Source organism: Geodermatophilus sp. DSM 44513 (genome assembly GCF_032460525.1).
In the GTDB taxonomy this organism is placed as follows: Bacteria; Actinomycetota; Actinomycetes; order Mycobacteriales; family Geodermatophilaceae; genus Geodermatophilus.
On record NZ_CP135963.1, the window covers coordinates 2,941,079 to 2,962,865 of the forward strand.

At 77.1% G+C, this 21,787-nt stretch carries 23 protein-coding genes; 5 read left to right on the forward strand and 18 right to left on the reverse strand.

Going from position 1 to position 21,787, the window contains the following annotated elements; genetic code table 11:
* Positions 1-4 precede the first annotated feature (4 nt).
* Complete coding sequence (locus RTG05_RS14230; protein WP_166525663.1) at positions 5-586, reverse strand: TIGR03086 family metal-binding protein; 582 nt, start codon at positions 584-586, stop codon at positions 5-7.
* A gap of 130 nt (positions 587-716) precedes the next feature.
* On the opposite strand from RTG05_RS14230, the gene RTG05_RS14235 reads away from it, so the two are divergent.
* Positions 717-1,889 (forward strand): transglycosylase domain-containing protein, encoded by a 1,173-nt coding sequence (locus RTG05_RS14235; protein WP_166525664.1) that lies wholly within the window; start codon positions 717-719, stop codon positions 1,887-1,889.
* Positions 1,890-2,010: 121 nt separating this feature from the next.
* Here the strand turns inward: RTG05_RS14235 and RTG05_RS14240 are convergent, their stop codons facing one another.
* From RTG05_RS14240 to RTG05_RS14275, 8 genes are all read right to left on the reverse strand, one after another.
* Entirely contained in the window at positions 2,011-2,310 is a 300-nt protein-coding gene (locus RTG05_RS14240) for a hypothetical protein (protein WP_166525665.1), read from the reverse strand.
* A gap of 234 nt (positions 2,311-2,544) precedes the next feature.
* On the reverse strand, positions 2,545-3,585 hold the full coding sequence (locus RTG05_RS14245) for a hypothetical protein (RefSeq protein WP_315911896.1): 1,041 nt from the start codon (positions 3,583-3,585) through the stop codon (positions 2,545-2,547).
* Positions 3,582-4,610 (reverse strand): hypothetical protein, encoded by a 1,029-nt coding sequence (locus tag RTG05_RS14250; RefSeq protein WP_166525666.1) that lies wholly within the window; start codon positions 4,608-4,610, stop codon positions 3,582-3,584. Before RTG05_RS14250 ends, RTG05_RS14245 begins: the two co-directional genes overlap by 4 nt.
* A complete protein-coding gene (locus RTG05_RS14255; RefSeq protein ID WP_166525667.1) occupies positions 4,607-4,825 on the reverse strand; it encodes a UGSC family (seleno)protein in 219 nt (72 codons plus the stop codon). Before RTG05_RS14255 ends, RTG05_RS14250 begins: the two co-directional genes overlap by 4 nt.
* 33 nt (positions 4,826-4,858) lie before the next feature.
* Entirely contained in the window at positions 4,859-6,019 is a 1,161-nt protein-coding gene (locus RTG05_RS14260) for an NAD(P)/FAD-dependent oxidoreductase (RefSeq protein WP_166525668.1), read from the reverse strand.
* Entirely contained in the window at positions 6,016-6,291 is a 276-nt protein-coding gene (locus RTG05_RS14265) for an acyl-CoA dehydrogenase family protein (protein ID WP_315911897.1), read from the reverse strand. The genes RTG05_RS14260 and RTG05_RS14265 overlap by 4 nt, the downstream gene beginning before the upstream one ends.
* A 74-nt stretch (positions 6,292-6,365) precedes the next feature.
* A complete protein-coding gene (locus tag RTG05_RS14270; protein WP_166525669.1) occupies positions 6,366-7,103 on the reverse strand; it encodes an enoyl-CoA hydratase-related protein in 738 nt (245 codons plus the stop codon).
* Between the two features lie 37 nt (positions 7,104-7,140).
* The gene (locus RTG05_RS14275; RefSeq protein WP_166525670.1) at positions 7,141-9,285 is read right to left on the reverse strand and encodes an acetate--CoA ligase family protein; all 2,145 of its coding nucleotides are present in this window, start codon (positions 9,283-9,285) and stop codon (positions 7,141-7,143) included.
* Between the two features lie 104 nt (positions 9,286-9,389).
* Here RTG05_RS14275 and RTG05_RS14280 point away from each other — a divergent pair, with 104 nt between their 5' ends.
* Complete coding sequence (locus RTG05_RS14280; RefSeq protein WP_315911898.1) at positions 9,390-10,052, forward strand: TetR/AcrR family transcriptional regulator; 663 nt, start codon at positions 9,390-9,392, stop codon at positions 10,050-10,052.
* A gap of 202 nt (positions 10,053-10,254) precedes the next feature.
* Entirely contained in the window at positions 10,255-11,334 is a 1,080-nt protein-coding gene (locus RTG05_RS14285; protein ID WP_166525671.1) for an Ldh family oxidoreductase, read from the forward strand.
* 11 nt (positions 11,335-11,345) lie between these two features.
* On the opposite strand, the gene RTG05_RS14290 is transcribed toward RTG05_RS14285, so the two are convergent.
* A complete protein-coding gene (locus RTG05_RS14290; protein WP_166525672.1) occupies positions 11,346-12,146 on the reverse strand; it encodes an SDR family NAD(P)-dependent oxidoreductase in 801 nt (266 codons plus the stop codon).
* A gap of 115 nt (positions 12,147-12,261) precedes the next feature.
* Between RTG05_RS14290 and RTG05_RS14295 the strand changes: the two genes are divergently transcribed.
* A complete protein-coding gene (locus RTG05_RS14295; protein ID WP_315911899.1) occupies positions 12,262-13,302 on the forward strand; it encodes an AbrB family transcriptional regulator in 1,041 nt (346 codons plus the stop codon).
* Here the strand turns inward: RTG05_RS14295 and RTG05_RS14300 are convergent.
* The 8 genes from RTG05_RS14300 to RTG05_RS14335 form a co-directional block, all read right to left on the reverse strand.
* Positions 13,253-14,371 (reverse strand): isocitrate/isopropylmalate dehydrogenase family protein, encoded by a 1,119-nt coding sequence (locus tag RTG05_RS14300; RefSeq protein ID WP_315911900.1) that lies wholly within the window; start codon positions 14,369-14,371, stop codon positions 13,253-13,255. The genes RTG05_RS14295 and RTG05_RS14300 overlap by 50 nt on opposite strands.
* Complete coding sequence (locus tag RTG05_RS14305) at positions 14,368-15,201, reverse strand: citryl-CoA lyase (protein WP_166525674.1); 834 nt, start codon at positions 15,199-15,201, stop codon at positions 14,368-14,370. Before RTG05_RS14305 ends, RTG05_RS14300 begins: the two co-directional genes overlap by 4 nt.
* Positions 15,198-16,406: a CaiB/BaiF CoA transferase family protein gene (locus RTG05_RS14310; RefSeq protein ID WP_166525675.1), complete on the reverse strand. Its 1,209-nt coding sequence runs from the start codon at positions 16,404-16,406 to the stop codon at positions 15,198-15,200. Before RTG05_RS14310 ends, RTG05_RS14305 begins: the two co-directional genes overlap by 4 nt.
* Positions 16,403-17,341, reverse strand: a complete 939-nt coding sequence (locus RTG05_RS14315; protein WP_166525676.1) for an acyl-CoA thioesterase domain-containing protein — start codon at positions 17,339-17,341, stop codon at positions 16,403-16,405. Before RTG05_RS14315 ends, RTG05_RS14310 begins: the two co-directional genes overlap by 4 nt.
* Complete coding sequence (locus tag RTG05_RS14320; RefSeq protein ID WP_166525677.1) at positions 17,338-18,351, reverse strand: LLM class flavin-dependent oxidoreductase; 1,014 nt, start codon at positions 18,349-18,351, stop codon at positions 17,338-17,340. Before RTG05_RS14320 ends, RTG05_RS14315 begins: the two co-directional genes overlap by 4 nt.
* 65 nt (positions 18,352-18,416) lie before the next feature.
* Entirely contained in the window at positions 18,417-19,154 is a 738-nt protein-coding gene (locus RTG05_RS14325) for an SDR family NAD(P)-dependent oxidoreductase (protein WP_166525678.1), read from the reverse strand.
* A gap of 2 nt (positions 19,155-19,156) precedes the next feature.
* Positions 19,157-19,942: an enoyl-CoA hydratase/isomerase family protein gene (locus RTG05_RS14330; protein ID WP_166525679.1), complete on the reverse strand. Its 786-nt coding sequence runs from the start codon at positions 19,940-19,942 to the stop codon at positions 19,157-19,159.
* The gene (locus tag RTG05_RS14335) at positions 19,939-21,192 is read right to left on the reverse strand and encodes a CaiB/BaiF CoA transferase family protein (protein ID WP_208104574.1); all 1,254 of its coding nucleotides are present in this window, start codon (positions 21,190-21,192) and stop codon (positions 19,939-19,941) included. The genes RTG05_RS14330 and RTG05_RS14335 overlap by 4 nt, the downstream gene beginning before the upstream one ends.
* Before the next feature lie 82 nt (positions 21,193-21,274).
* On the opposite strand from RTG05_RS14335, the gene RTG05_RS14340 reads away from it, so the two are divergent.
* Positions 21,275-21,787, forward strand: a complete 513-nt coding sequence (locus RTG05_RS14340; protein ID WP_166525680.1) for a carboxymuconolactone decarboxylase family protein — start codon at positions 21,275-21,277, stop codon at positions 21,785-21,787.

A 21,787-nucleotide genomic window follows, 5' to 3' on the forward strand; every position in this document is an offset into this window, starting at 1 on the left:
ACGGTCAGGACGACGGGCGCCATCCCGGGTCGCGGCCGGTGAGGCCGAGCAGCCGGTGCAACGGCGGGGCGCCGTCCGGCACGGGCACCGGCGGGCCGAACAACCCGGGCACGGGGCCCTCCGCGGCGGCCTGGGCGGCGAACCCCGTGCACGCCCCGACCGACGCCGGGTCCGCCGCGTACGGCTGACCGGTGGCGACGGCGAGGTCCCAGCCGTGCACCAGCACCTCGTCCAGCGCCACGGCAGCCGCGACCGGCGCCGGCATGGTGACGCCACCCGCCTCGGCCGTGCCCTCCCACGCCGAGGGCCGCCGCCACGCCATGACCAGTCCGTCGAGCTCGGCGGGGATGCGGGTGCGCCAGTCGGGCGGCAGGTCGTCAGGGGACGTCGAGGCCTGGCCCGCCAGGGGTGTCTTCTCCGCGGCCGCCCGGAAGGCCGCGGCGAGCCCGGCCAGGTGCGCCAGCAGCCCGGCCACCGGGGTGCTCGTGCACGGCGTCGGGTCGCCGAGCTGGTCGTCCCGGATGCCGGCCACCACGCGGGCCACCTCCACTGCCTGCGGACCGAGGTCGAACTGCACCGTCTCCATGCAGCACAGACCGGCACACGGTTCCGAAGTCACCGGTGCGTACGGGACCCGCGGTCGCCGCTGCACCCCGGATCTCACGGTGCGCGGCCGTACCATGACGGTTCGCGTCGACCCGGGAGACCACCGCCCCATGCCGAACGTGCCGCCCGACCGCTGGCCCACGCCTCGTTCCCGCAGGCGCCGCGGCACCACGTCCTCCGACCGGTACGACGACGGCCGGTACGACGACGGCCGGTACGACGACGGCCGGTACGACGACGGCCGGTACGACGACGGCCGCTACGACGACGACCGGCCTCTCTCGGACGACGGCCCGGTCCTCTCCCGCCCCGTCCACGAGCCCTGGCACGACGGTCCCGACGGCCCCGCTGGCTACGGTGCCCCGCGCGAGGAGCGACGGTGGAGCCGGTTCCGCGGCCGCGACCGCCGCCGTCCCGATCCCGTACGACCCGACCGGGACGAGCGGCGCCCCCGCGTCGACCGCCCGTCCCGTGGTCGCCGGACGCTGACCCGGCGGATGGCCAAGGTCCTGGCGGTCGGCTTCGTCGTCCAGGCGCTGGTGATGGTGTCCCTGCGCTGGGTGGACCCGCCGACCACCGCCTTCATGGCGGCCAACCCGGCAGGCGCGATCCAGCAGTCGGTGCCCGTCGAGCACGTGTCGCGCAACTTCCTCGCCGCCGTCATCGCCCACGAGGACGCCGAGCTCCCCCACCGCTCCGGCGCCGTCACCTGGGAGGCGCTGTGGGACCGCGGCCAGGCGCACCTCGCCGGCGAGGAGGACCCGTCGGGCTCGACCATCCCGCAGCAGGTGGCCAAGAACCTGTTCCTCAACCAGGAGATGAGCGCCTGGCGCAAGGCGCTGGAGGCCGGGCTCGCCGCCGAGCTGGCGTTCGTGGTCGACGACCGGCGGATGCTCGAGCTCTACGTCAACCACGCCCAGTTCGGGCCGACGCTCTACGGCGTCTGCACGGCCAGCTGGTACTACTTCGACACCCCGCCGCAGGAGCTGCCGGTCGAGCAGGCCGTGCAGCTGGTCGGGCTGCTGCCCTCCCCCGGTCACGTGCAGCGGGCACCCGGCGGGGGGCTGGACTTCGACGTCGCCGACGGCAAGGGCTGGCTGTCCCGGTCGCACGTGGTCAACGCGCAGAACCGGGTGCCACGGCACATCGAGCGGCTCGGCTTCCAGCCGGTCGAGGACGCCGGCATCACCGGCCTGGCCTCGGAGCAGCCGGCCTCGGCCGACGACTGCTCGACGCGACCGGACGCCGTCGCCGAGCTCATCGCCGCCGAGGGCACCGGGTAGGCCGACCACCCGGGGGAGCTCGTGCTCTGCCCACCACGATGGGCAGAGCACGAGCTTCCACAACCCACACCCGTCGCCCAGCGCCCTCGCTGTCGACGAGGGCAGGTGGAGAGACGCCGGCTCAGCCGTTGTCGTCGAGGTCGCCGGAGTCGTCCTCCTCGGCGGGGACGTCCGGCGTGACGTCGTCCTCGGTCTGCTGGGGGTCGGTGTCGTCGTCGTCATCGAGGCCGCCGGTCCCGGGGTCGATGCCGTCCGCGTCCTCCTCACCGCCGTCGACGCGGTCCGCGTCCTCGGCGCTGTCGGCCTCCTCGCTCGGCACTGCGTCCCCCGCGGGGTCCCCCGCCGAGCTGCCGCTGCAGCCGGTCAGCCCCAGGCCCACCGCCAGCACCGTCCCGGTCAGCCACTGTCGCGTCCTGCGCATCCCACGTCCTCCTGTGCTCGATCAGCCTCCCCACCGGTGCCCGCATGGCCGGTGCGCACGCCGGACGGCGGCCGATGACACGGGTTCGTCATCTACGGTCGCCGGCGGTGTCGCGGGACGGCGGAGGGGTGCGCGTGGGGAGCCCGGGCCACGGCAGCCGGGCGGCGGGCGGTCGCCGCCGAGCTCACCGGCCCCGGACGGGCGAGGGTCGCCCGGCGGCTCGGGCCATGACGCTCACAGCGGGCGGACGGCGGCGGTGACCGAGCGGGAACCGCCGCTCCAGGTGGGCAGCAGGACCATCTTCACGCCCACGCCGCCGGTGACCACGACGCGGACGTCGTCGGCGGACGCGGCCACCCGCAGCTCGTCGGCGGCGTAGGCCGGCACGCCCGCGCGGAAGGCCACGGACGGCGCCCACGCCTGCAGCAGCGCGCTGCCCTCGGCGAACAGGTGTCCGGCGATCCGGTCGGCGCCCCAGCCCTGCTCGCCCAGCAGCGTGGCCGGCTCCGGCGGCAGCAGCAGGAACTGCTCGCCGCGCCCCGCCCGGGACGGGTCCCCGGCCGCCAGCGCCAGCCCGGCCATCGCCGCCGCGGCGGGGCCCAGCACGGACGGCGGCTCGCGGTAGCCCTCCCCCGGCAACACCTCGACCAGCCCGCCGGCGGCGAGCACGGTCACCGCGTCGACGTCCACCCCGAGCCCGCGGCGCTGGGCCAGCGACGGCAGCGGGCGGGCCGCCTCCGCCGTGCAGCAGCCGTACTTCGCCGGCGAGCCGATGGTCGCCATGTCGGTCAGCCCGGCCCGCGCGCCGCCCGCCCCGGCCAGCGCCAGCGACACCGCCCGGCCGACCGCGGCGTTCACCGGGTTGCCGGTGCCCAGCCCGCCCGCGCCCGACGTCATGCCGATCCGGCGGCCCACCGGCCCGTGCACCAGCACGGCCACCGCCGGCCCGCCGGTCGTCGTCGTGACGCCGAGCAGGTTCACCTCCGGCCGCAGCGCCGTCCGGCACGCCGCGACCACCACCGGCAGCGCGGCCGCCGGGCACCCGGCGAGCACCGCGTACCAGGCCACGCCGCGCACCGTGAGCTCACCGGACAGCGGCGGCACCGGCCCCAGGAAGGCGTCCGGGTCGGCGACGCCGGCCAGCACCGCCGCGAGCCGGGCCGCCGTCGGCGGCACCACGGGCAGCCCGTCGCCGTACCCCGCGGCGAGCAGGTCGAGGAGCACCGCGGCGGGGTCGGCGTCCTCGCCGACCAGCGGCAGGTCGGCCACGGTCACCGGCGGACGGGGACGGCCCGTGACACCGCCGCCGTCGCCCCGAACGACGGGATCCACACCGAGTGCTTCCCCGCTCCCCCGGCGACCAGCACGTGCAGCATCTCCGGGCCGGTGCTCACGGGGTAGGCGTCGCCGTCGGGCCGCACGCCCCAGTCCTCGAACTGCCGCTGGTTGGCCTCCGACACGTGCGACACCGGGATCCGCGCCCGCTCCCACAGCGCGTCGCGCACCGCCTCGGCGCTCCACCCGTCGCGGGCGAACGTCGCGGCGTGCTCCGGGCCGAGCACCAGGAAGTGCGGGCCCTTGACGTAGACGTTGTTCGACCCGGGCTGGGCCATCACCCCGGCGATGGTGAGCAGCAGGTCCCGGGCCGTCGTCCCGCCGTGGTCGTTGACGTTGTGCGGCCCCTCGCAGGCCGCCACCGTCACCACCGACTCCCCCGGCGCGAAGCCGCGGCGCACCGAGAACGGCGGGAACGGGCTGTCCTCCTCGTTCTCCCCGAAGCAGAAGGAGTACTTGGCCGGCCCGCCGTGGGTTGCCCGGTCCATGACGCCGGGCCGCGCGCCGCCGACGTGCGTGGTCACCAGCTGCACCGCCCGGCCGATGACGGCGTTGGCCCGAGTGCCCTGGCCCAGGCAGTTGGCGCCGGAGTTGATGCCGAGTGCGGTGCGCACCGGGCCGTTGACCACCACCATCGGCGCGCACGGATGGGTCGTGGCCAGCACGCCGTGCAGGTTGTACTCCGGCGCCTGCAGCGCCCGGACGGCGGCGAGCACCACCGGCAGGTCGCCCGGGCGGCAGCCGGCCATCACCGCGTTGGCCGCCAGGCTCTCCCGGGTCGGCACCAGCCCGGACGGCGGCAGCGGCCCCAGCTCCAGGTCGACGCCCTCCAGCGCGGCCAGCGCCGCCTCGACCCGCGCCGGCGTGGGGGCGACCAGCGGCAGCCCGTCGCCCCAGCCGCGGCGGTGCGCCTCCTCCTGCCAGGTCTCCTCGGTCACCCCGGGCAGGTCCAGCAGCGCGGTCACGCCCGCCCCCGCGCCTCGTCGGCCAGCCGCAGCAGGTCGCCGGCCGCGCCCTCGACCCGGCCGGCCAGCTCGTCGGCGGTCAGCCCGCCCACCGGGTGCGGGACGACGAGCAGCCGCGGGCTCACCCGCCGCGCGCGGGCCTGCGCCTGCACCAGCGGCAGGAACGTCTCGGTCACCACCAGCGGTGCCACGACGCCGCGCCGTTCCAGTTCCACCGAGTCGTGGAGACTCCACGACGAGCACGAGCCCTAGTCACCGACCGCCACCAGCACCACCTTGAAGCGCTGGGCGAGCCAGTCGATCTGGTCGGGGTCGGCCGCCACGGAGGCGCTCTCCTTGGCCGCGAGGCCCAGCTCCGGCAGCGCCCAGTGCGCCTGCAGCCGCTCCCCGAGCCCGCGCAGCAGCTCGGTGGCGTTCGGCTTGGAGTTGGTGAACAGCGCCACGTCGGTCCACGCCGCGGTGCTCGCGGCCACGGCGTCCGCGCCGGCCGGCTCGGGCAGCACGCCGTGCGTGGGGTCGACGACCTGCAGCGACCCGGCACCGGCGGCCAGCACCGCCACCGCGGCCTCCCCCGCCGCACGCCCGTCCGCCTCCGCGGCGGCCAGCGTCCGCTCCGCCCCGGACCGCGCGTCGCCGGCGACCAGCACGCCGGCCGACGGCACCAGCCGCCCGTCGGCGTCGGCGGCCAGCCCGTCGACCAGCGCCTCGGGTCCGCGGCGGCCGACGAACGGGAACACGCCCGCGACCGCCATCTCCCGCTCCCCGTCGGCGGTGCGGACGGCGACGCCGGACAGCACGCCCTCGCCGCGCAGCGCGGTCACCGCCGCGCCGGTGAGCACCTCGACCCGCTCCGCCGCCGCCAGCGCCCGGTCCCGGGCCGCCGACCAGCGCGGCTCGCCGGGGGCCAGCACGGTCACCGCCGAGGCGTGCCCGGCGAGCTCGAGGGCCTCGGTCGCCGTCCACTCGTCGTCGCCGACGACGGCCACCGGGCGGCCGCGGAACAGCGGCCCGTCGCACGCCGCGCAGGTGGAGAGCCCGCGGCCGGTCAGCTCCGCCTCCCCCGGCAGCCCGAGCCGCCCGGGTGACAGGCCGGCCGCGACCACGACGACCCGGGCGGTCACCTCGCCCGCGGACGTCGTCAGCCGCGCCGGCGGGCCGAGCTGCACGCGGGTCACCTCGGCGTACTCGAGACGCACCCCGGCCGCCTCGGCGTCTGCGGTGAGCGACGCCGTCAGCGCCGGGCCGGTGCCGCCGGAGTGGTCGTGCAGCGTGCTCAGGTTGACCAGCTGCCCGCCCGCGGCCAGTCGCTCGTAGGCCACCACCCGCAGCCCCCGCTGCGCGGCGACCCGCGCCGCGGTCAGCCCCGCGGCACCGGCGCCGACCACGGCGACGTCCCAGTCGGCGCTCACACCAGCCCCCGCGCGATGGCACCGGCGGCCAGCAGCTCCTCGGCGACGAGGAAGCGGTCGACGGCGCTGCGCCCGTGCCCGCCGTAGCGCGGCGGGATCGCCATGCCGACCCAGCCCCGCTCGGCCAGCGTGCGGGAGAACTCCGGGTCGTACCGGCCGGCGGAGCCCAGCGCCGGCCGGTGGTCGGCAGGCAGCTCGGCGGCGAGGAACTCGCGCACCTCGGCGCGCAGCGCCTCCTCGTCCGGGCTGAGCGCGGTGGGGGCGAACTGCACGGCGTCCCTCCTGGGGTGGGCCCCGCCGGGCCGGGTCACGTCGCCGGCCCGGCGGGGGTCCGGGGTCCGGCGGGTCAGGCGGTCTCGCGCCGCCGCTGGGACCACATCTGCGTGGCCCGCTCGAAGTGCAGCGCGGCCTCCCAGCCGATCCCGGGCGGGCCGGCCTCGGTGCGGAACGAGCGGGCCGCCTCGCGGGCCAGCTCCGGGTCCTTGGCCGCGCGGCCGGCCAGCTCCATCGCGAGGTCCTCGACCTGCTCGTCGGGGACCGCCTTCCAGGCCAGGCCGATCTCGGCGGCGCGCACCCCGTCGACCTCCTCGCTGAACAGGCCCATCGCGGCGGTGGCCTCGCGGCCCGCCGTCCGGCTGCTGATGGTGAAGTAGCCGCCGCCGGGGTGCAGGCCGATGCGCAGGAAGCCGGCGAGCAGCCGCGCGTTCTCGCCGACAATGCGCAGGTCGGTGGACAGTGCGAGGTTGATGCCCGCGCCGACCGCGGCGCCGCGCACCGCGGCGATGGTGGGCACCTGCAGGGTGCCCACCCGGCGGAAGGCGGTGTAGACGGCGCCGAGCTCCTTGTACGTCTTGTCCTCGGCCTGGTCCGCGCCCGCGGTCCAGCGCCGGCGGTCGGCACCGGAACAGAACGTGCCGCCGGCGCCGCGGACGACGGCAGCGCCGATCGCGGGGTCGGCGTCCAGCTCGTCGCACAGCTCGGACAGCTGCAGCCCCATCTCCGGGGTCAGCCCGTTCTTGACGTCGGGGTTGTCGACGGTGAGCACGGCGACACCGCCGTGCCGCTCCACCTGGATCTGTCCCACGCGGGGTGTCCTGCCTTCCTGTCGGGTGATGAGGGGGCTACTCGCCCACCGGTTCACGGGAGCCGGTGGTGCGGACCAGGACGTCGACGGCGGTGGCACCGCGCCCGCGCGGGCCGACGATCAGCGGGTTGACCTCGAACTCGGCCAGCCGGTCTCCGGCGGCCACAGCGGCCTGCGACAGCCGGACGACGGCGTCGACGGCGGCCGGCACGTCGGCGGGCTCGGCGCCGCGGAAGCCGGCCAGCAGCGGCCAGGCGCGCAGCCGGCGCAGCATCGCCCACGCCTCCTCGGGTGTGACCGGCGCCAGGGCGGAGGCGAGGTCGCGGTAGAGCTCGGTGGTGACCCCGCCGAGGCCGACGGTGACCACCGGCGGGAACCCGTCGCGCCCGGCGGTGACGGCCAGGACCAGCTCGGTGCCGGGCGGGACGAGCTCCTGCACGTGCACGCCCTCGACGCCGGGCACGCGGTGGCGGTGCGCGGCGTCGAGCAGCCCGGTGAACACGGCGGCCGCGTCCTCGGGGCCGACGCCGACCCGCACGCCGCCGACCTCGCTCTTGTGCGCCAGGTCGGCGGCGGCCAGCTTGAGCACGCCCGGGCCGGGCAGCGCGGCGACGGCGGCGGCCGCCGCCTCCGGGGTGGTGACCAGCACCGAGGACGGCTGGGCGATGCCGACCGCCCGCAGCAGCGCCGCGCCGTCCACCACCGGGGCGTCGAGCAGCGCGCGCACCTCGCCGGCCGGCAGCTGGGGAGCGGCAGGCAGCGGCGGCGGGGTGCCCGGCGGCCGGGGCGGGGCCAGCCGGGCGGCGACGCGGGCCAGGTCGCCGACCGAGCCGAACACCGGGACGCCGGCCGCGCGGAACACCCGCCGTCCCTCGACGGTGAGCTCCTGGCCGGCGATCCAGCCGACCAGCAGCGGGCAGGGCAGCGCGGCGGCGGTGGCCACGAGGTCCTCGGCCAGCCGGGCGCCGGCCTCGCCGACGACCATGGTCACCAGGACGGCGACGACGTCGACCGCGTCGTCCTCGGCGATGATCCGGCACACGTCGCCGAAGGCCTGCGCGCCGCGGTTGAACAGCTGGGCGGTGACGTCGACGGGGTTGGCCAGCGCGCCGAAGGGCGGGATCAGCGGACGCAGCCGGTCCTGGGTGGCGGCCGACAGCTCGGGCAGCTGCAGGCCGACGTCCGCGCACAGGTCGGCCGCCAGGCTGCCGGCCCCGCCGGAGGTGGTGACGACGGCGACCCGCGGACCCTCGGCCGGCTTCCCGGCGGCCAGCACCGCGGCGACGGCGAGCAGCTCGTCGACGTCGTCGACCAGGATGACGCCGTGCCGCTGCGAGGTGAGCACGAAGGCGACGTCGTCGCCGAGCATCGAGCCGGTGTGGCTGGCCACCGCGCGGCGCCCGGCCGACGACCGGCCCGAGCGCAGCACCACCAGCTGCTTGCCGGCCTGCTGGGCGCGGTGGGCGAGCTCGGCGTAGGCGGCGCCGTCGCCGGTGGCCTCCACGTAGAGCATCAGCACCCGCACCGCCGGGTCGGCCAGCAGGTGCAGGGACACCTCGGTGAGGTCGAGGTCGGCCTGGTTGCCGGTGCTGAACCACGCCTCCAGGCCCAGGCCCATGTCGGTGGCGAGGTCGAGCACCGAGCCGCCGACGGCGCCGCTCTGCCCGACGTAGGCCACCCCGCTGCCGGCGGCCAGCGGCCGGTCGGCGGCCGCGGTGAAGGTGGCCACCACCCCGGTGGGCGCGTAGAGGAAGCCCTGGCAGTTCGGCCCGACCACCCGGACGCCGGTCTCCCGCGCCACCGCGGCCAGCCGCTGCTGCAGCGCCACGCCCGCCGGGCCCACCTCGGCGAACCCGGAGGCGTAGACGACCGCCGCCCGAGCGCCGACCGCGGCGGCCTGCCGGATGGCGTCCTCCACCCGCTCGGCGGCGACCAGCACGAGCACCAGGTCGACCGGGCCCGGGACGTCGGCCAGCGTCGGGTGGCACGGCTGCCCGACCAGCTCGGCGTAGTTGGGGTTGACCGGGTACACGCCGCCCGAAAATCCGTGTTCGACCAGGTAGCGCAGCGGCCGGGACATCAGGTTCTCCGGCCGGCCGGAGATGCCGAGCAGCGCGATCCCCCGCGGCCGCAGCAGTGCTGCCAGCCCGTCGTCCTGCGGGGCCGGGGTGGGCGCGGTCATCGCACGCCTCCTCGGGGGACGACGGTGGGCTCCGACGCAGCTAAGTTGACACCGACGTCGATGTCAACGTCCCGTGTCGACTGCCCAGGCGCTGGAGGTGCCGCGTGCCTCGACCCGGTCCGTCCGCGGGGGCTGACGCGGTCGCGCTGCCCACGACCGAGCGCGGCCGCCGGATGCGGGCCCGGCTGCTGGCCGCGGCCCGCGAGGTCTTCGAGCGCGACGGCTTCCTCGACGCCCGGGTCACCGACATCTCCGCGGCGGCCGGCGCCGCGCACGGCAGCTTCTACACCTACTTCGGGTCCAAGACCGCCGTGTTCCGGGCGCTGGTCGCCGAGACGATGGACGACCTCTATGCCTCCCTGGGCACCGGGGGCGAGCCCGGCCCACCGGACGGCCACCCCGCCGCCGTCGCGCTGCACCGCATCGACGCGGCCAACCGCCGGTTCGTGGCCGTGTACCGGGAGAACACCGCGCTCATGGCGCTGTTCGAGCAGGTGACCACCTTCGACCCGGAGGTGCGGGCGCTGCGCCGGGCCGCCCGCGAGCGCAACGCCGGCCGGGTGCGGCACAGCATCGAGCAGCTGCAGCGCGACGGCCTGGTCCCCGCCGACCTGGACGCCGAGTACGCCGCGCACGCCCTCGTCGCGATGGTCAACGGGGTGGTGCACTACTGGCTGGTGCTCGACGGCGGGTTCGAGCAGGAGCGGCTGGTCGGCACGCTCACCCGGCTGTGGGCCCAGGCACTGGGCCTGCCCGCCCGCGGCTGACCCGGGAAGTGGCCTATATCGCGATAAAGGCCACTCGGGCGGCCTTCAGCGCGATGAAGGCCGGCCGCGGGTGGCCTTCCGCGCGCGGAAGGCCGCGCTCGCACGCCAGGGTGTGGCCTTCCGCGCGCGGAAGGCCGGACTGGGTCGGGAAACTGGAGTTGCCCGGCGCCGCGCGGCGCGGGGCCGGACGAGAGGCAGGCCGATGCGCGTCCCGGTGACGACGCTGGAGGAGCAGACGCGCACCGTGCTGCGCGCCTGGGGGCTGGCCGAGGAGCCGGCGCGGACCGCGGCCGTGGCCGTCGGCTACGCCGACCGGGCCGGCATCGACTCCCACGGCATCTCGATGCTGCCGACCTACGAGCGGCTGCTCCACCGGGGTCACCTGGTCCCCGGGGCGCGGACGACGACCGTCCGGGAGACGGCGGTGACCGCACTGCTCGACGCCGGTGGCGGCCTCGGCCACCCGGCCGCGGTCGCGGCGGTGCGGCTGGCCGGTGACAAGGCCGCCGCGGAGGGCGTGGGCGTGGTGTCCGTCCGCAACTCCTCCCACTTCGGCGCGGCCGGCCACTACGCCACCCTGGCCGCCGACCGCGGGCTGATCGGCCTGGTGACCACGTCGGCCCGCACGGTGTCCGTCGTGCCGACCCGGGCGGCGGTGCCCCGGCTGTCGACCAACCCGCTGGCCTTCGCCGCCCCGGCGCGGCGCAACCGCCCGTTCCTGCTGGACATGTCCACCAGCACGGTTGCGGTCAACAAGGTGCGGGTGCACGGCTACGCCGACCGGCCGCTGCCGCCGGGGTGGGTGCTGGACGGCGACGGGACGGCGGTGCGCGACCCGCACGACGCGGCGGCCGTCCTGGCCGGTCCGGGGCCCGGGGGGCTGACCCCGCTGGGCGGCACCCCGGAGATGTCCAGCCACAAGGGCTACGGCCTGGGCGTGGTGGTGCAGGTCCTGTCGGCCACCCTGTGCGGGGCCGCCCTCGCCGCGACCCGCGCCGCCGGCGACCGGGTGGACGTCGGCCACTTTTTCCTGGCGCTGGACCCGGCCGCGTTCCGCGGGGACGGCGGCTTCCCCGACGACCTCGACGAGCTCCTGGACCTGCTGCGGGCCACCCCGCCGGCCGACCCCGACCTCCCGGTGCTGGTGCCCGGGGACCCCGAGGCGGTCGCGCGGGAGCAGCGCGAGCGCAACGGCGTCGCGCTGCCGCCCGCGCTGCTCGGGCAGCTGCGGGAGCTGTGCGGCCGGGCCGGCGTGCCGTTCCTGCTGGACGCCGACGGCTGAGTGCGCGGGGGTCAGTCGCAGCGGGCGGACATCCCGCCGTCCACCACCAGCTCGGTGCCGGTGATGAAGCGGGCCTCGTCGGAGGCGAGGAACAGTGCGGCAGCGGCGGTGTCCCGGCCGTCGCCGGAGACGCGGAGCGGGATGCGGGCCTGCCGCTGGGCCAGCAGCGCCTCGACGTCGCCGCCGGCGCGCTGACCGGCCAGCCGGGCCTCGACCATGGGCGTGTGCAGCTGCCCGGGGACGACGGTGTTGGCCCGGATGCCGTCGGGTGCGTGCTGCACCGCCACGGCGCGGGTGAAGGCGATGACGCCGGCCTTGGCCGCGGAGTAGGCCACCTGCGCGGCACCGGTCCAGCGGATCCCCGACGTCGACGAGGTGTTCACGACCGCCCCGCGCCCGGCCTGCACCATCAGCGGCAGCACGGCCCGGCAGGTGAGGAAGGTGCTGGTCAGGTTGGCGTCGAGCTGCTCGTGCCAGAGCTGCTCGGTCATCTCCGCCGCGCCGCCGTGCCGCGAGCCGCCGACGTTGTTCAGCAGCACGTCCGGGGTGCCGAGCTCCTCGACGCAGGCGCGCACCATGGCGGCGACCGCGTCGGCGTCGGTCACGTCGCAGACGTGCGGCCGGGCCGTCCCGCCCCGCTCGGCCACCGCGGCGAGGGTCTCCGCCAGCGCCTCCTCCCGGAGGTCGACGGCCAGCACGCGGGCACCCTCCTCGGCGAACCGGACCGCCGCGGCCCGCCCGTTGCCCCAGCCGGGGCCCACGCTGCCCGCGCCGGTGACGACGGCCACCCGACCGGCCAGCCGCCCGGTCACCGGGACCCCCAGAGGGCCGGCCGCGGGGCACGCCCGGACGCTGAGCTGCGCATGCGGCGGACCATACTCGACATCCTGTAGGAGAACGGCCGAGGAGAGGGTGCCGGGTGGACGCGTGAGGCGGCTCCTCGAGCTGCTGGCCCTGGCCGCCCTCGTCGCGGCCGCCGCGGTCGGCCTCGACCGGCTCGCCCTGCCCGCACCCGCCCTCTTCGCGGGCCTGCTGGTGGGCCTGGCCCGCGCGCTGCTGGTGCGGGGCGAGCTGACGACACCCGCCTGGACGGCCACCGCCGCCCAGGGCGTGATCGGCGTGGTCATGGGCGTGCTGGTGCAGCCCGACACGCTAACCACGCTGGCCGGCTACTGGCTGCCGGTCACGCTCATCACGGTGGCCACGCTGCTGCTCACCCTGCTGGCCGGCCTGCTGCTGGCCCGGTTCACCGAGGTCGACCGCACCACGGCGACCTTCGGGATGATCGCCGGCGGCGCCTCGGGCATCGTGGCGGTCAGCGACGAGCTGGGCGCCGACGGTCGGCTGGTCGCCACCCTGCAGTACCTGCGGGTGCTGCTGATCGTGGTGCTCATGCCGCTGGCGGTGGTGGTCGTCTTCGGGGGCAGCGGCGAGCAGGGCGCCCTCGCGGACGGCGGCGAGCCGGTGCCGTGGCCGCTGGCGACGCTCGCCGTCCTCGGGATCGCCGTCGCCGGGGCCTGGGCGGCCCGGCTGGCGCACCTGCCCGCGCCGAGCCTGCTCGGGCCGCTGGTGCTGGCGGCCGGCCTGGCCGCCGTCGACGTCCCGCTGACCGACGCGGTGCCCGGGGTGCTCACCGCCGCCGCCTTCGCCGTCGTGGGGGCACAGGTGGGGCTGCGGTTCACGCCCGCGACCGTGCGCACCCTGCGGCGGGTCCTCCCGGCCGGCCTGGCGCTGATCGTCGCGCTCGTCGTGGCCAGCGGCGGGCTGGGGGTGCTGCTCAGCGCGCTGACCGGCCTGTCCCCGCTGGACGGCTACCTGGCCACCACCCCCGGCGGGATCTTCGTCGTCCTCGCCGTCGCCGCCGGGTCCGGCGCGGACAGCACGGTCGTCCTGGCCGTGCAGGTGCTGCGCATGCTGGTCATGCTCCTGGCCGGCCCACCGCTGGCGCGGCTGCTCCGGGAGCGCTGAGCCGGTCCACCACGGCGTCGGTGAACTCCGCGGTGCCCGCCGTGCCACCGACGTCGCGGGTGGCCACGCCCGAGGCGAGGACGGCGTCCACCGCCTGCTCGACCGCCGAGGACGCCGCCGCCAGCACCGGGTCGGCGTGCCGCTCCCCCAGCCAGGCCAGCAGCATCGCCGCGGAGACGACCATCCCGACCGGGTTGGCGACGTCCTGCCCGGCGATGTCGGGCGCCGAGCCGTGCGCCGCCTGGGCCATCGCGTGCCGGTCGCCGGCGTTGACGCTGCCCGACATGCCCAGCGCCCCCGCCAGCTCACCGGCGAGGTCGGAGAGCGTGTCGCCGAACAGGTTCTCGGTCACCACGACGTCGAACCGCTCGGGGTGGCGGACCAGGCGGGCGGCCATCGCGTCGAACAGCACCGTCTCCAGCCGCACGCCGGGGTGCTCGCGCGCCGCGGCCCGGCACTCCTCCAGCCACAGCCCGAAGGCCAGGTGCAGGACGTTGGCCTTGTGCACCAGGGTGACCTGCCCGCGCCGCCGCGCCGCCAGCGCGAACGCCTGCCGGACGGCGCGGCGGACGGCGGGGCGGCTGAAGACGCCCACCACCAGGGCGAGGTCCGGCGTCGGCATGAACTCCCCGCTGCCCACGGCCATGTTGCGGTCGGCGTAGAAGCCCTCGCTGTTCTCCCGCACGACGACCAGGTCCATGGCCGGCACGCGGGCGGGCACCCCCGGCCGGGTGCGGCTGGGCCGCAGGTTGGTGTGCAGGCCGAAGACGTGCCGCAGCTCCCCGCCCGGCACCCGCTGACCCGAGGCCCGCCACTGCGGCGGGTAGGACTCGCTGTCGTGCGGCCCGGCCAGCCAGCCGTCGCAGCCGGCCAACGCCTCCAGTGTGGGAGCCGGCAGCGGGGCGCCGTGCTCGGCCAGCGCGGCCGCCCCCATCGGCAGGTCCACCCACTCCACCGCCGGTGCGCCGGCGGCGGACAGCGCCGCGTCCACCACCCGCCGGGCCGCCGGGACCACCTCCGGGCCGATGCCGTCGCCGAGCAGGCAGCCCAGCCGGCGACCCCCCGTCACCCCGGCTCCCCGGCGGTGCCGGGCAGGTCGCGCAGCGGCGGGCCGTCGTAGGGCGCGCTGAACGACGGCGGCAGGGGCCCCTTGATGCGGGTACCGGCCTGGGTCTCCTCCCACGCGTGGGCCAGCACACCCACCGACCGGGCCAGCACGAACAGCCCGCGGGCCAGCTCCGGGGCGAAGCCGAGCTCGCAGTACAGCGCGGCGGTGACGCCGTCGACGTTCACCGGCACCGGCGACCCCCGCCGCTCGCCGAGCTGCCGCTCCACCTCCACGAGGACGGCGAGGTGCGCGCCGGGCACCACGCCGTCGGCGGCCGCGGCCGCCAGCATGGCCACCAGCGGGTCACGGCGCGGGTCGCGGGAGTGGAACCGGTGCCCGAAGCCGGGCACGTACGCCCGCCGCTCGCGGTACGCCGCCAGCTCCGCGGCCACCGCGTCGGGCAGCGCGGCGCCCCCGTCCTGCCGCCCGCGCACCCGCTCCAGCAGCTGCATGCACTGCTGCCCCGCGCCGCCGTGCACGTCCCCGAGCAGGCCGACCCCGGTGGCGACGGCGGAGTTCAGCCCCACCCCACAGGTGGCCGCCATCCGCGCCGCGGCGATCGACGGCGCCTGCGGGCCGTGGTCGACGGCGGCCACCAGCGCCGCCTCGAGCAGCCGGGCCTGCGGACCGGCGGGCAGCTCGCCGCGCAGCAGCAGCCACACGGTCTGCGCCAGGGTGACCCGGCCGATCAGCTGCTCGACCGGGTACCCGCGGAAGCGGATCACGTCCGGCCCGGTCTCGCTGACCGCCGTCCGCCACCAGCCGGCGGCCTCCTCCGCGGTTCCGCTCACAGGACCCCCTCCTCGTACAGCTCGTCGATCTCGGTGTCGGTGTAGCCCAGCCCGCGCAGCTCGGTGCGGGTGTGCTCGCCCAGCGCCGGCGGCGGAGCGGCCGGCCCGACCGCGGCGCCGTCGACGTGCACGGCGCTGCCCAGCACCCGCACCGGGCCGCCCTCGCCTGCCGGCAGGGCGACCTCGTGCAGCAGGCCGCGGTGGCGCACCTGGTCCAGGTCCAGCGCCTCGGGCACGGTGAGCACGCGGGCGACCGGCACGCCGGTGCCGGCCAGCGCCGCCACCCACGCGTCGGCGCTGCGCCCGGCCAGCTCCCGCTCGAGCTCGGCACGCAGCTCGTCGCGGTGCCGTTTCCGCTCCTCCCGGGTGGCGAAGCGCGGGTCGGCCAGCAGGTCCTCGCGGGCCAGCACCCGCACCAGCGCGGCGAACTGCTCCTGCTTGTTGGCCGCGATGTTGAGCAGCCCGTCCCCGGTGCGGAAGGTGCCCGACGGTGCGGCGGTCCGGTTCTCGTTGCCCATCGGCACCGGGACCTGCCCGGCGACGGTGTAGTCCGAGACCACCCAACCCATCGCCACCAGCGCCGACTCCAGCATCGACACGTCCAGGTGCGCGCCCTCCCCGGTGCGCTCCCGCCGGACCAGGGCGGCGGCCACGGCGAAGGCGGCCGCGAAGCCGCCGAGGGTGTCGCAGACCGGGAAGCCGGTGCGCAACGGGGCGGTGTCCGGCGTCCCGGTCGTGCTCATCACGCCGGACAGGCCCTGCACGATCTGGTCGTAGGCGGGCAGGTCGCGCATCGGCCCGGTCTGCCCGAAGCCGGAGACCGCGCAGTACACCAGCTCCGGCCGCAGCGCGCGCAGCCGCTCCCAGCCGAACCCCAGCCGCGCCAGCACCCCGGGGCGGAAGTTCTCCAGCAGCACGTCGGCGGAGGCCACCAGCCGGGCGAAGACCTCGCGGCCGCGCTCGTGCTTGAGGTCCACGGTCACCGAGCGCTTGGCGGCGTTCTGCGCGAGGAAGGACACCCCGAGACCGCGGGCGGACAGGTCCGGGTCCGCGCCGAGGGCGCGGGCCAGGTCGCCGGTGCCGGGGACCTCCACCTTGACCACGTCGGCGCCCATGAGGGCCAGCTGGTAGCCGGCGAACGGGCCGGCCAGCACGTTGGTGAGGTCCAGGACGCGCACGCCGTCGAGCAGGGGCACCGCGCTCACCCGCGCCCGGGCACGCGCTGGAAGGTGAGCGAGCCGGCGGCGACCAGCTCCCCCGCCGCGGTGAGCCGCACCTCGGCGAAGGCGGTGCGCCGGCCCTCGCGCAGCGGCCGCGCCTGCACCGCGAGGGTGTCGGCGTGCGCCGGCCGGAGGAACTGCAGGTGCCCGTCGGCCAGGTGCAGCCCGTCGCCCACCGCGCGGCGGGCGGCCAGGACGGCGACCCCGTAGAGCACCCCGCCCTGCACGTGCCCGCCGCGGTTGGCGTGCTCGGGGCCCACGGCCAGCTCGCCGCGGACGCCGCCGTCGGGCGGCTCGGTCCAGGTCATCGCCAGCAGCTCGTCGACGACCGACGTGCCGGCGGCGGCGGCCCGCTCCCCCGCGGCCGTGCAGGCGTCCACGGCGGCCCGCTCGGCCGGCTCGAGGTCGGCCTCGGCGACCGGCGGCACCGGGGTGCCCTCCGGCAGCTCCCACGGGACGGGGCCCAGGCGCCGCCCGGGGGGCATCGGCATGGCGGTGAACCAGCCCTCGACGGCGGCGACCAGCGTGCCGGCCGGGTCGCGCAGCTCGCAGCGGGCGAAGCCGCGCTCCTCGTCGAGCTCCACCCGCGCGGCCACCGCCTCGCTGTGCACCGGGCCGGTGGGCTCCGGCTCCAGGTGCTGGACGGCGAGGGTGACGGTGCCCAGCCGGTTCTGCGGGCCGAGGCGGGCGCGGATGGCGGCGCTCATCGTCAGGTCGGCGAGGGTGGCCAGCGCGGTCGGGGAGACCCGGCTGCCCGGGGCGGCGCCCGGCTCGACGTCCAGGTGCAACCGGGCCACGCCGTCCACGGCGCCGCGGCCGTCGATGCCGACGGCGTTGCCGAAGAAGTGCGGACCGACCGCCCGGGTGCGGGCGACGGCCTCCAGCGCCCGCCGCCGGACGGCGTCGGCGGGCGCGCTCACCGGGCCGGCCGGAATCGGGGCGCCACCTCGCGGGCGAACAGCCGCATGCCGGTCAGCGCGGTGTCCAGCGGCATGCCCGGCCAGTTGGTGCGCAGGTGGATGCGGTCGACGCCGAGCTCGGCGTACCGGGCGACCTCGCGGGCGCAGTCGTCGGGGTCGCCGATGAGGAAGCGGTCGCCGGCCAGCTCCGCCAGCGGGACGGCGAAGCTCTCCTCCCCCGGGAGCTGCCGGTCCTGGCCCCAGCTGCCGTAGGCGGCGTACTTCTCCCCCAGGTACGGGAAGGCCAGCCGGACCGCCTCCTCCCGGGTCTCGGCGCAGAACACCTCCCGGCTGATCGGGAAGGTCGGTTCCCCCTCGTGGCCGGCCTCGCGCCAGGCGTCCCGGTAGAGCCCCACCTGGCGGGCGACGGTCTCGTGGGTGGCGTGCGGGTTGATGTTCCACGGCAGCCCCCACCGGGCGGCCCGCACGACCGCGGCGTCGGCGTTGGCCGCGATCCAGATCGGCGGGTGGGGCCGCTGCACCGGCCGCAGCGTGACCGTCTGCCGCTCGAGCCGGAAGCCGAGCCCCTCGGCGGTGACCTCCTCCTCGGTCCACAGCCGGCGCAGCGTCTCGACCAGCTCGCGCTGCCGGCGCAGCCGCGTCCCGGGGTCGACGCCGAAGGCGGCGTACTCCTCGTCGCGGTAGCCCAGCGCCAGGCACACCCCGACCCGGCCACCGGAGAGCACGTCGAGCCCGGCCCACGTCTCGGCCAGCTCGACGGGGTTCTGCAGCGGGGCGACCAGCGTGCTGTACATCCGCATGCTGCCGGTCTCCGGGATCAACCGGGCCAGCAGCGGCACCGGCTGGAACTGCTGGAACGGCGCGGTGAGGTAGTGCTGGCCCATGGTGAGGTGGTCGTAGCCCGCGTCGCGCACCGCGTGCACCCACTCCAGCAGCTCGGCGAAGCGCTGCTGCATGTCCTGGTCGCAGGGCTGCTGGGCCAGGCCCAGCAGGTTGACACCGAACTGCACGGGCGTTCCTCCTCGGGACGGGGTCACGGCTGGGGGGTCACGGGTGCGGGGTCACGGGTGCGGGCTCACAGGTGGGCCGCCATCCCGCCGTCGACGCCGACGGTCTGGCCGGTGACGTAGGTGTTGCGCGGCGAGCCGAGCAGCAGGGCGACCGGCACCACCTCCTCGGGGGAGCCGAAGCGGCCGAGCGGGATGTGCTGGCCGGCGAAGGCGCCGCGGGCGTCGTCGTCGGGGAAGGCGCGGTCCAGCTGGCGGCTGCGGACCCGGCCGGGGGCCACGCAGTTGACCAGGACGCCGTCGGCGGCCAGCTCCCGGCTGAGGGTCTTGGCCAGCGCGGCCACCCCGGCCTTGCCGACGTTGGACACCACGTGCCCCGCCCGCGGCTCGGCGGCCGACAGCGCGCTGAGCAGCACGACGCGGGCGGCGTCGCCGGCCCGCAGCAGCGGCAGCGCGGCGCGCAGCAGCCGGACGGTGCTGCGCAGGTTCAGCTCCAGCCCGGCGTCCCAGGCGTCCTCGTCGAGGTCGTCGAACCGGCCGCGGACCGCGCCGCCGGCGGCGGCCACCACGGTGTCCAGCCCGCCGAGCTCCCCGGCGGCGAGGTCCACCAGCCGCCGCGGGGCGTCCGGGGCGGTCAGGTCGAGCCGGACACCGGCGGCCACCCCGCCGGGCAGCGGGTGGCCCGGGTCGCGGCCGGCGGCGAGGACCCGCGCACCCTCGGCGACGAACCCGGCGGCGATGGCCGCGCCCAGCCCACCGCTGGCGCCGGTGACCAGCACCCGCCGGCCGCCGAGTCCGAGGTCCACCCCTACCGCCGCTCGAACACGGGCGGACGGCGCTCGAAGAAGGCGGCCAGCGCCTCCTCGTGGTCTCGGGTGGCGAACACCTCCAGGAACGTCTGGCGCTGCAGCCGGCCGGCCTCCTCGGTGGTCAGGTCGAACGCCCGGTTGGCGCAGGCCTTGGTGGCCTCGACGCTCAACGGCGCGCGGGAGGCGATCCGCTCGGCCAGGGCCACGGCGGCGGGCAGCAGGGCCGCGGGCTCGTGGACGCCGGTGACCAGGCCCCAGCGCTCGGCGGTGGCCGCGTCGTAGGCGGCCCCGGTGAGCAGCATCTCCTTGGCCCGGCCCAGGCCGATGGTCCGCGGCAGCCGGTACCAGCTGAGGATCAGCCCGACGTTGACGCCGGCGGCCACGAAGCGGGCCGTGCTCGCCGCGAGCCGGACGTCGCAGCACAGCGCGAACTCCAGGCCCCCGCCGGCGACGTCGCCGTTGACCGCGGCGACCACGGGCACGCGCGCCTCCTCCACCCGCCGCATCGCCGCGCTGAGGCCGTGCGGGTGGTCGGCGTGGGCCCGCTGCTGCTCCGGGGTGGTCAGCGTCTGCTGCAGGCGCAGGTCGCCGCCGGCGAGGAAGGCGGTGCCGGTGCCGGTGACCACCACGCAGCGCACGGCGGGGTCGGCCTCCAGCTCCGCGAAGGCGGCGAGGAAGGCCTCCCCTTCCGGCGGGCCGAAGGCGTTGCGCGGGGGGCTGTCCAGGGTGAGCACGGCGACACCGGCCGACGGGCGGGTCACCTGCACCAGCGGGCGGGCGGTCACGGCAGCTCCGGGGCTCGGGTGTCACGGGGGGTGGGGGCACGGGGGGCGAACACGCTGCCCTGCGCGAGCAACCGGTCGATGCGGGCGCGGTCGTAGCCGAGCTCGTCCAGCAGCTCGACGGTGTGCTCGCCCTGCAGCGGGGCGGCCCGGCGCAGGGTGCCGGGTGTCCCGCTGAGCTTCGCCGGGATGCCCAGCGAGGGCAGCGGACCCTCGACCGGGTGGTCGAGCACCTGCACCATCCCGCGGGCGCGGGTGTGCGGGTCGGCCAGGGACTGCGCGTAGTCGAGGACCGGCCCGGCGGGCACGTCGGCGGCCAGCAGCATGTCGACCCACTCCTCGACGGTGCGCCCGGCCAGCGCGGCCTCCAGCTCGGGGACCAGCTCGTCGAGGTGGGCGAGCCGGTCGGCGTTCGTGGCGAACCGCGGGTCGTCGGCCAGGTGCGGGCGGTCGACGGCCGCGCACAGGTTGCGCCAGAAGTGCGGCTTGTTGGCCGCCACCACCAGGTACCCGTCGGCGGCCCGCAGGGCCTGGTAGGGCGCGGAGCCCCGGTGGGCGGACCCCAGCGGCCCGGGTACCTCCGCGGTCGTCCAGAGCTGGGTGGCCTCCCAGACCGACATCGACAGCGCGGCGTCGAACAGCGACGTGTCGACGTGCTGCCCCTCCCCGGTGACGACCCGGGCGAGCAGCGCGGCGAGGACGGCGTTGGCGGCGACGAGGCCGGCGGCGAGGTCGGTGACCGGGAGCCCGGCCTTCATCGGCGGGCCGCCGGGGGCACCGGTGACGCTCATGATCCCGGACATCCCCTGGGCGACGATGTCGTAGCCCGGGCGCTGCGCGTAGGGGCCGGTCTGCCCGAAGCCGGAGATGCTGGCGTAGACCAGCCGCGGGTGCAGCGCGTGCAGGGTCGGGAAGTCGGTGCCCAGGCGGGCCATGACGCCGGGCCGGTAGTTCTCCACGAGGACGTCCGCGGTGGCCACCAGGTCCAGCAGCGCCTGCCGGCCGTCGTCGTCCTTGAGGTCGACGGTGAAGCTGCGCTTGTTGCGGTGCAGGGCGAGGAAGACCGCGCCGTCCTCGCCCGACACGGCCGGGCCCATCGCGCGGGCGGTGCGGTCGGGCCCCTCGACCTTGATGACGTCGGCGCCCAGGTCGGCGAGGGTCATCGTGCAGTACGGGCCGGCCAGGACCTGGGTCAGGTCGAGCACGCGGACGCCGGTGAGCGGGCCGTGGGGCAGGCGGTCGGGCGCGGACACCGCTCACCTCCCGTCGTCCCGGCTGTGCGCCGTACCATAGTCGACATCCTGTAGGAAATGACATCGTCCGAGGAGTCGTCCCATGGCACGTCTGCCCGACGTCGACCCCTCCGGCGAGGTCGCCGACCGCGTCCGCGCCCGCCGCGGGGGCACGCTGACCCCCCTGGACCGGGTGCTGCTGCACAGCGAACCGCTGGCCGACGGCTGGAACACCCTGCTCGGCGCGGTGCGGTCGCACTTCGCCCTCGCCGACGACCTGCGGGAACTGGCGATCTGCCGGATCGCCGTCCTCAACGACGCCGACTACGAGTGGCGGGCCCACGCCCCCCTGCTGGTGCGCGCCGGGTTCCCCGAGGAGCAGCTGGCCGCCCTCCGGGCGGACGGCGACCCGTCCTCCCTCTCCCCCGGGCAGCGCACCGTCCTCGCCTTCACCGACGCCGTGACCCGCGACGTCCGCGTACCGGCCGACGTCTTCGCCGCGGTGCACGCGCTGCTCGGTGACCGCGGGACGGTGGAGCTGACCGCCACGGTGGCCGCCTACAACATGGTGTCCCGCTTCCTCGTCGCCCTGGAGGTCGGCGCCGGGGAGGACTGA

Bases quoted from the DNA above. Each gene is read 5' to 3' on its own strand.
- RTG05_RS14230 (WP_166525663.1), bottom strand. From the start codon at position 586: ATGGAGACGGTGCAGTTCGACCTCGGTCCGCAGGCAGTGGAGGTGGCC.
- RTG05_RS14235 (WP_166525664.1), top strand. From the start codon at position 717: ATGCCGAACGTGCCGCCCGACCGCTGGCCCACGCCTCGTTCCCGCAGG.
- RTG05_RS14240 (WP_166525665.1), bottom strand. From the start codon at position 2,310: ATGCGCAGGACGCGACAGTGGCTGACCGGGACGGTGCTGGCGGTGGGC.
- RTG05_RS14275 (WP_166525670.1), bottom strand. From the start codon at position 9,285: ATGACCGCGCCCACCCCGGCCCCGCAGGACGACGGGCTGGCAGCACTG.
- RTG05_RS14285 (WP_166525671.1), top strand. From the start codon at position 10,255: ATGCGCGTCCCGGTGACGACGCTGGAGGAGCAGACGCGCACCGTGCTG.
- RTG05_RS14340 (WP_166525680.1), top strand. From the start codon at position 21,275: ATGGCACGTCTGCCCGACGTCGACCCCTCCGGCGAGGTCGCCGACCGC.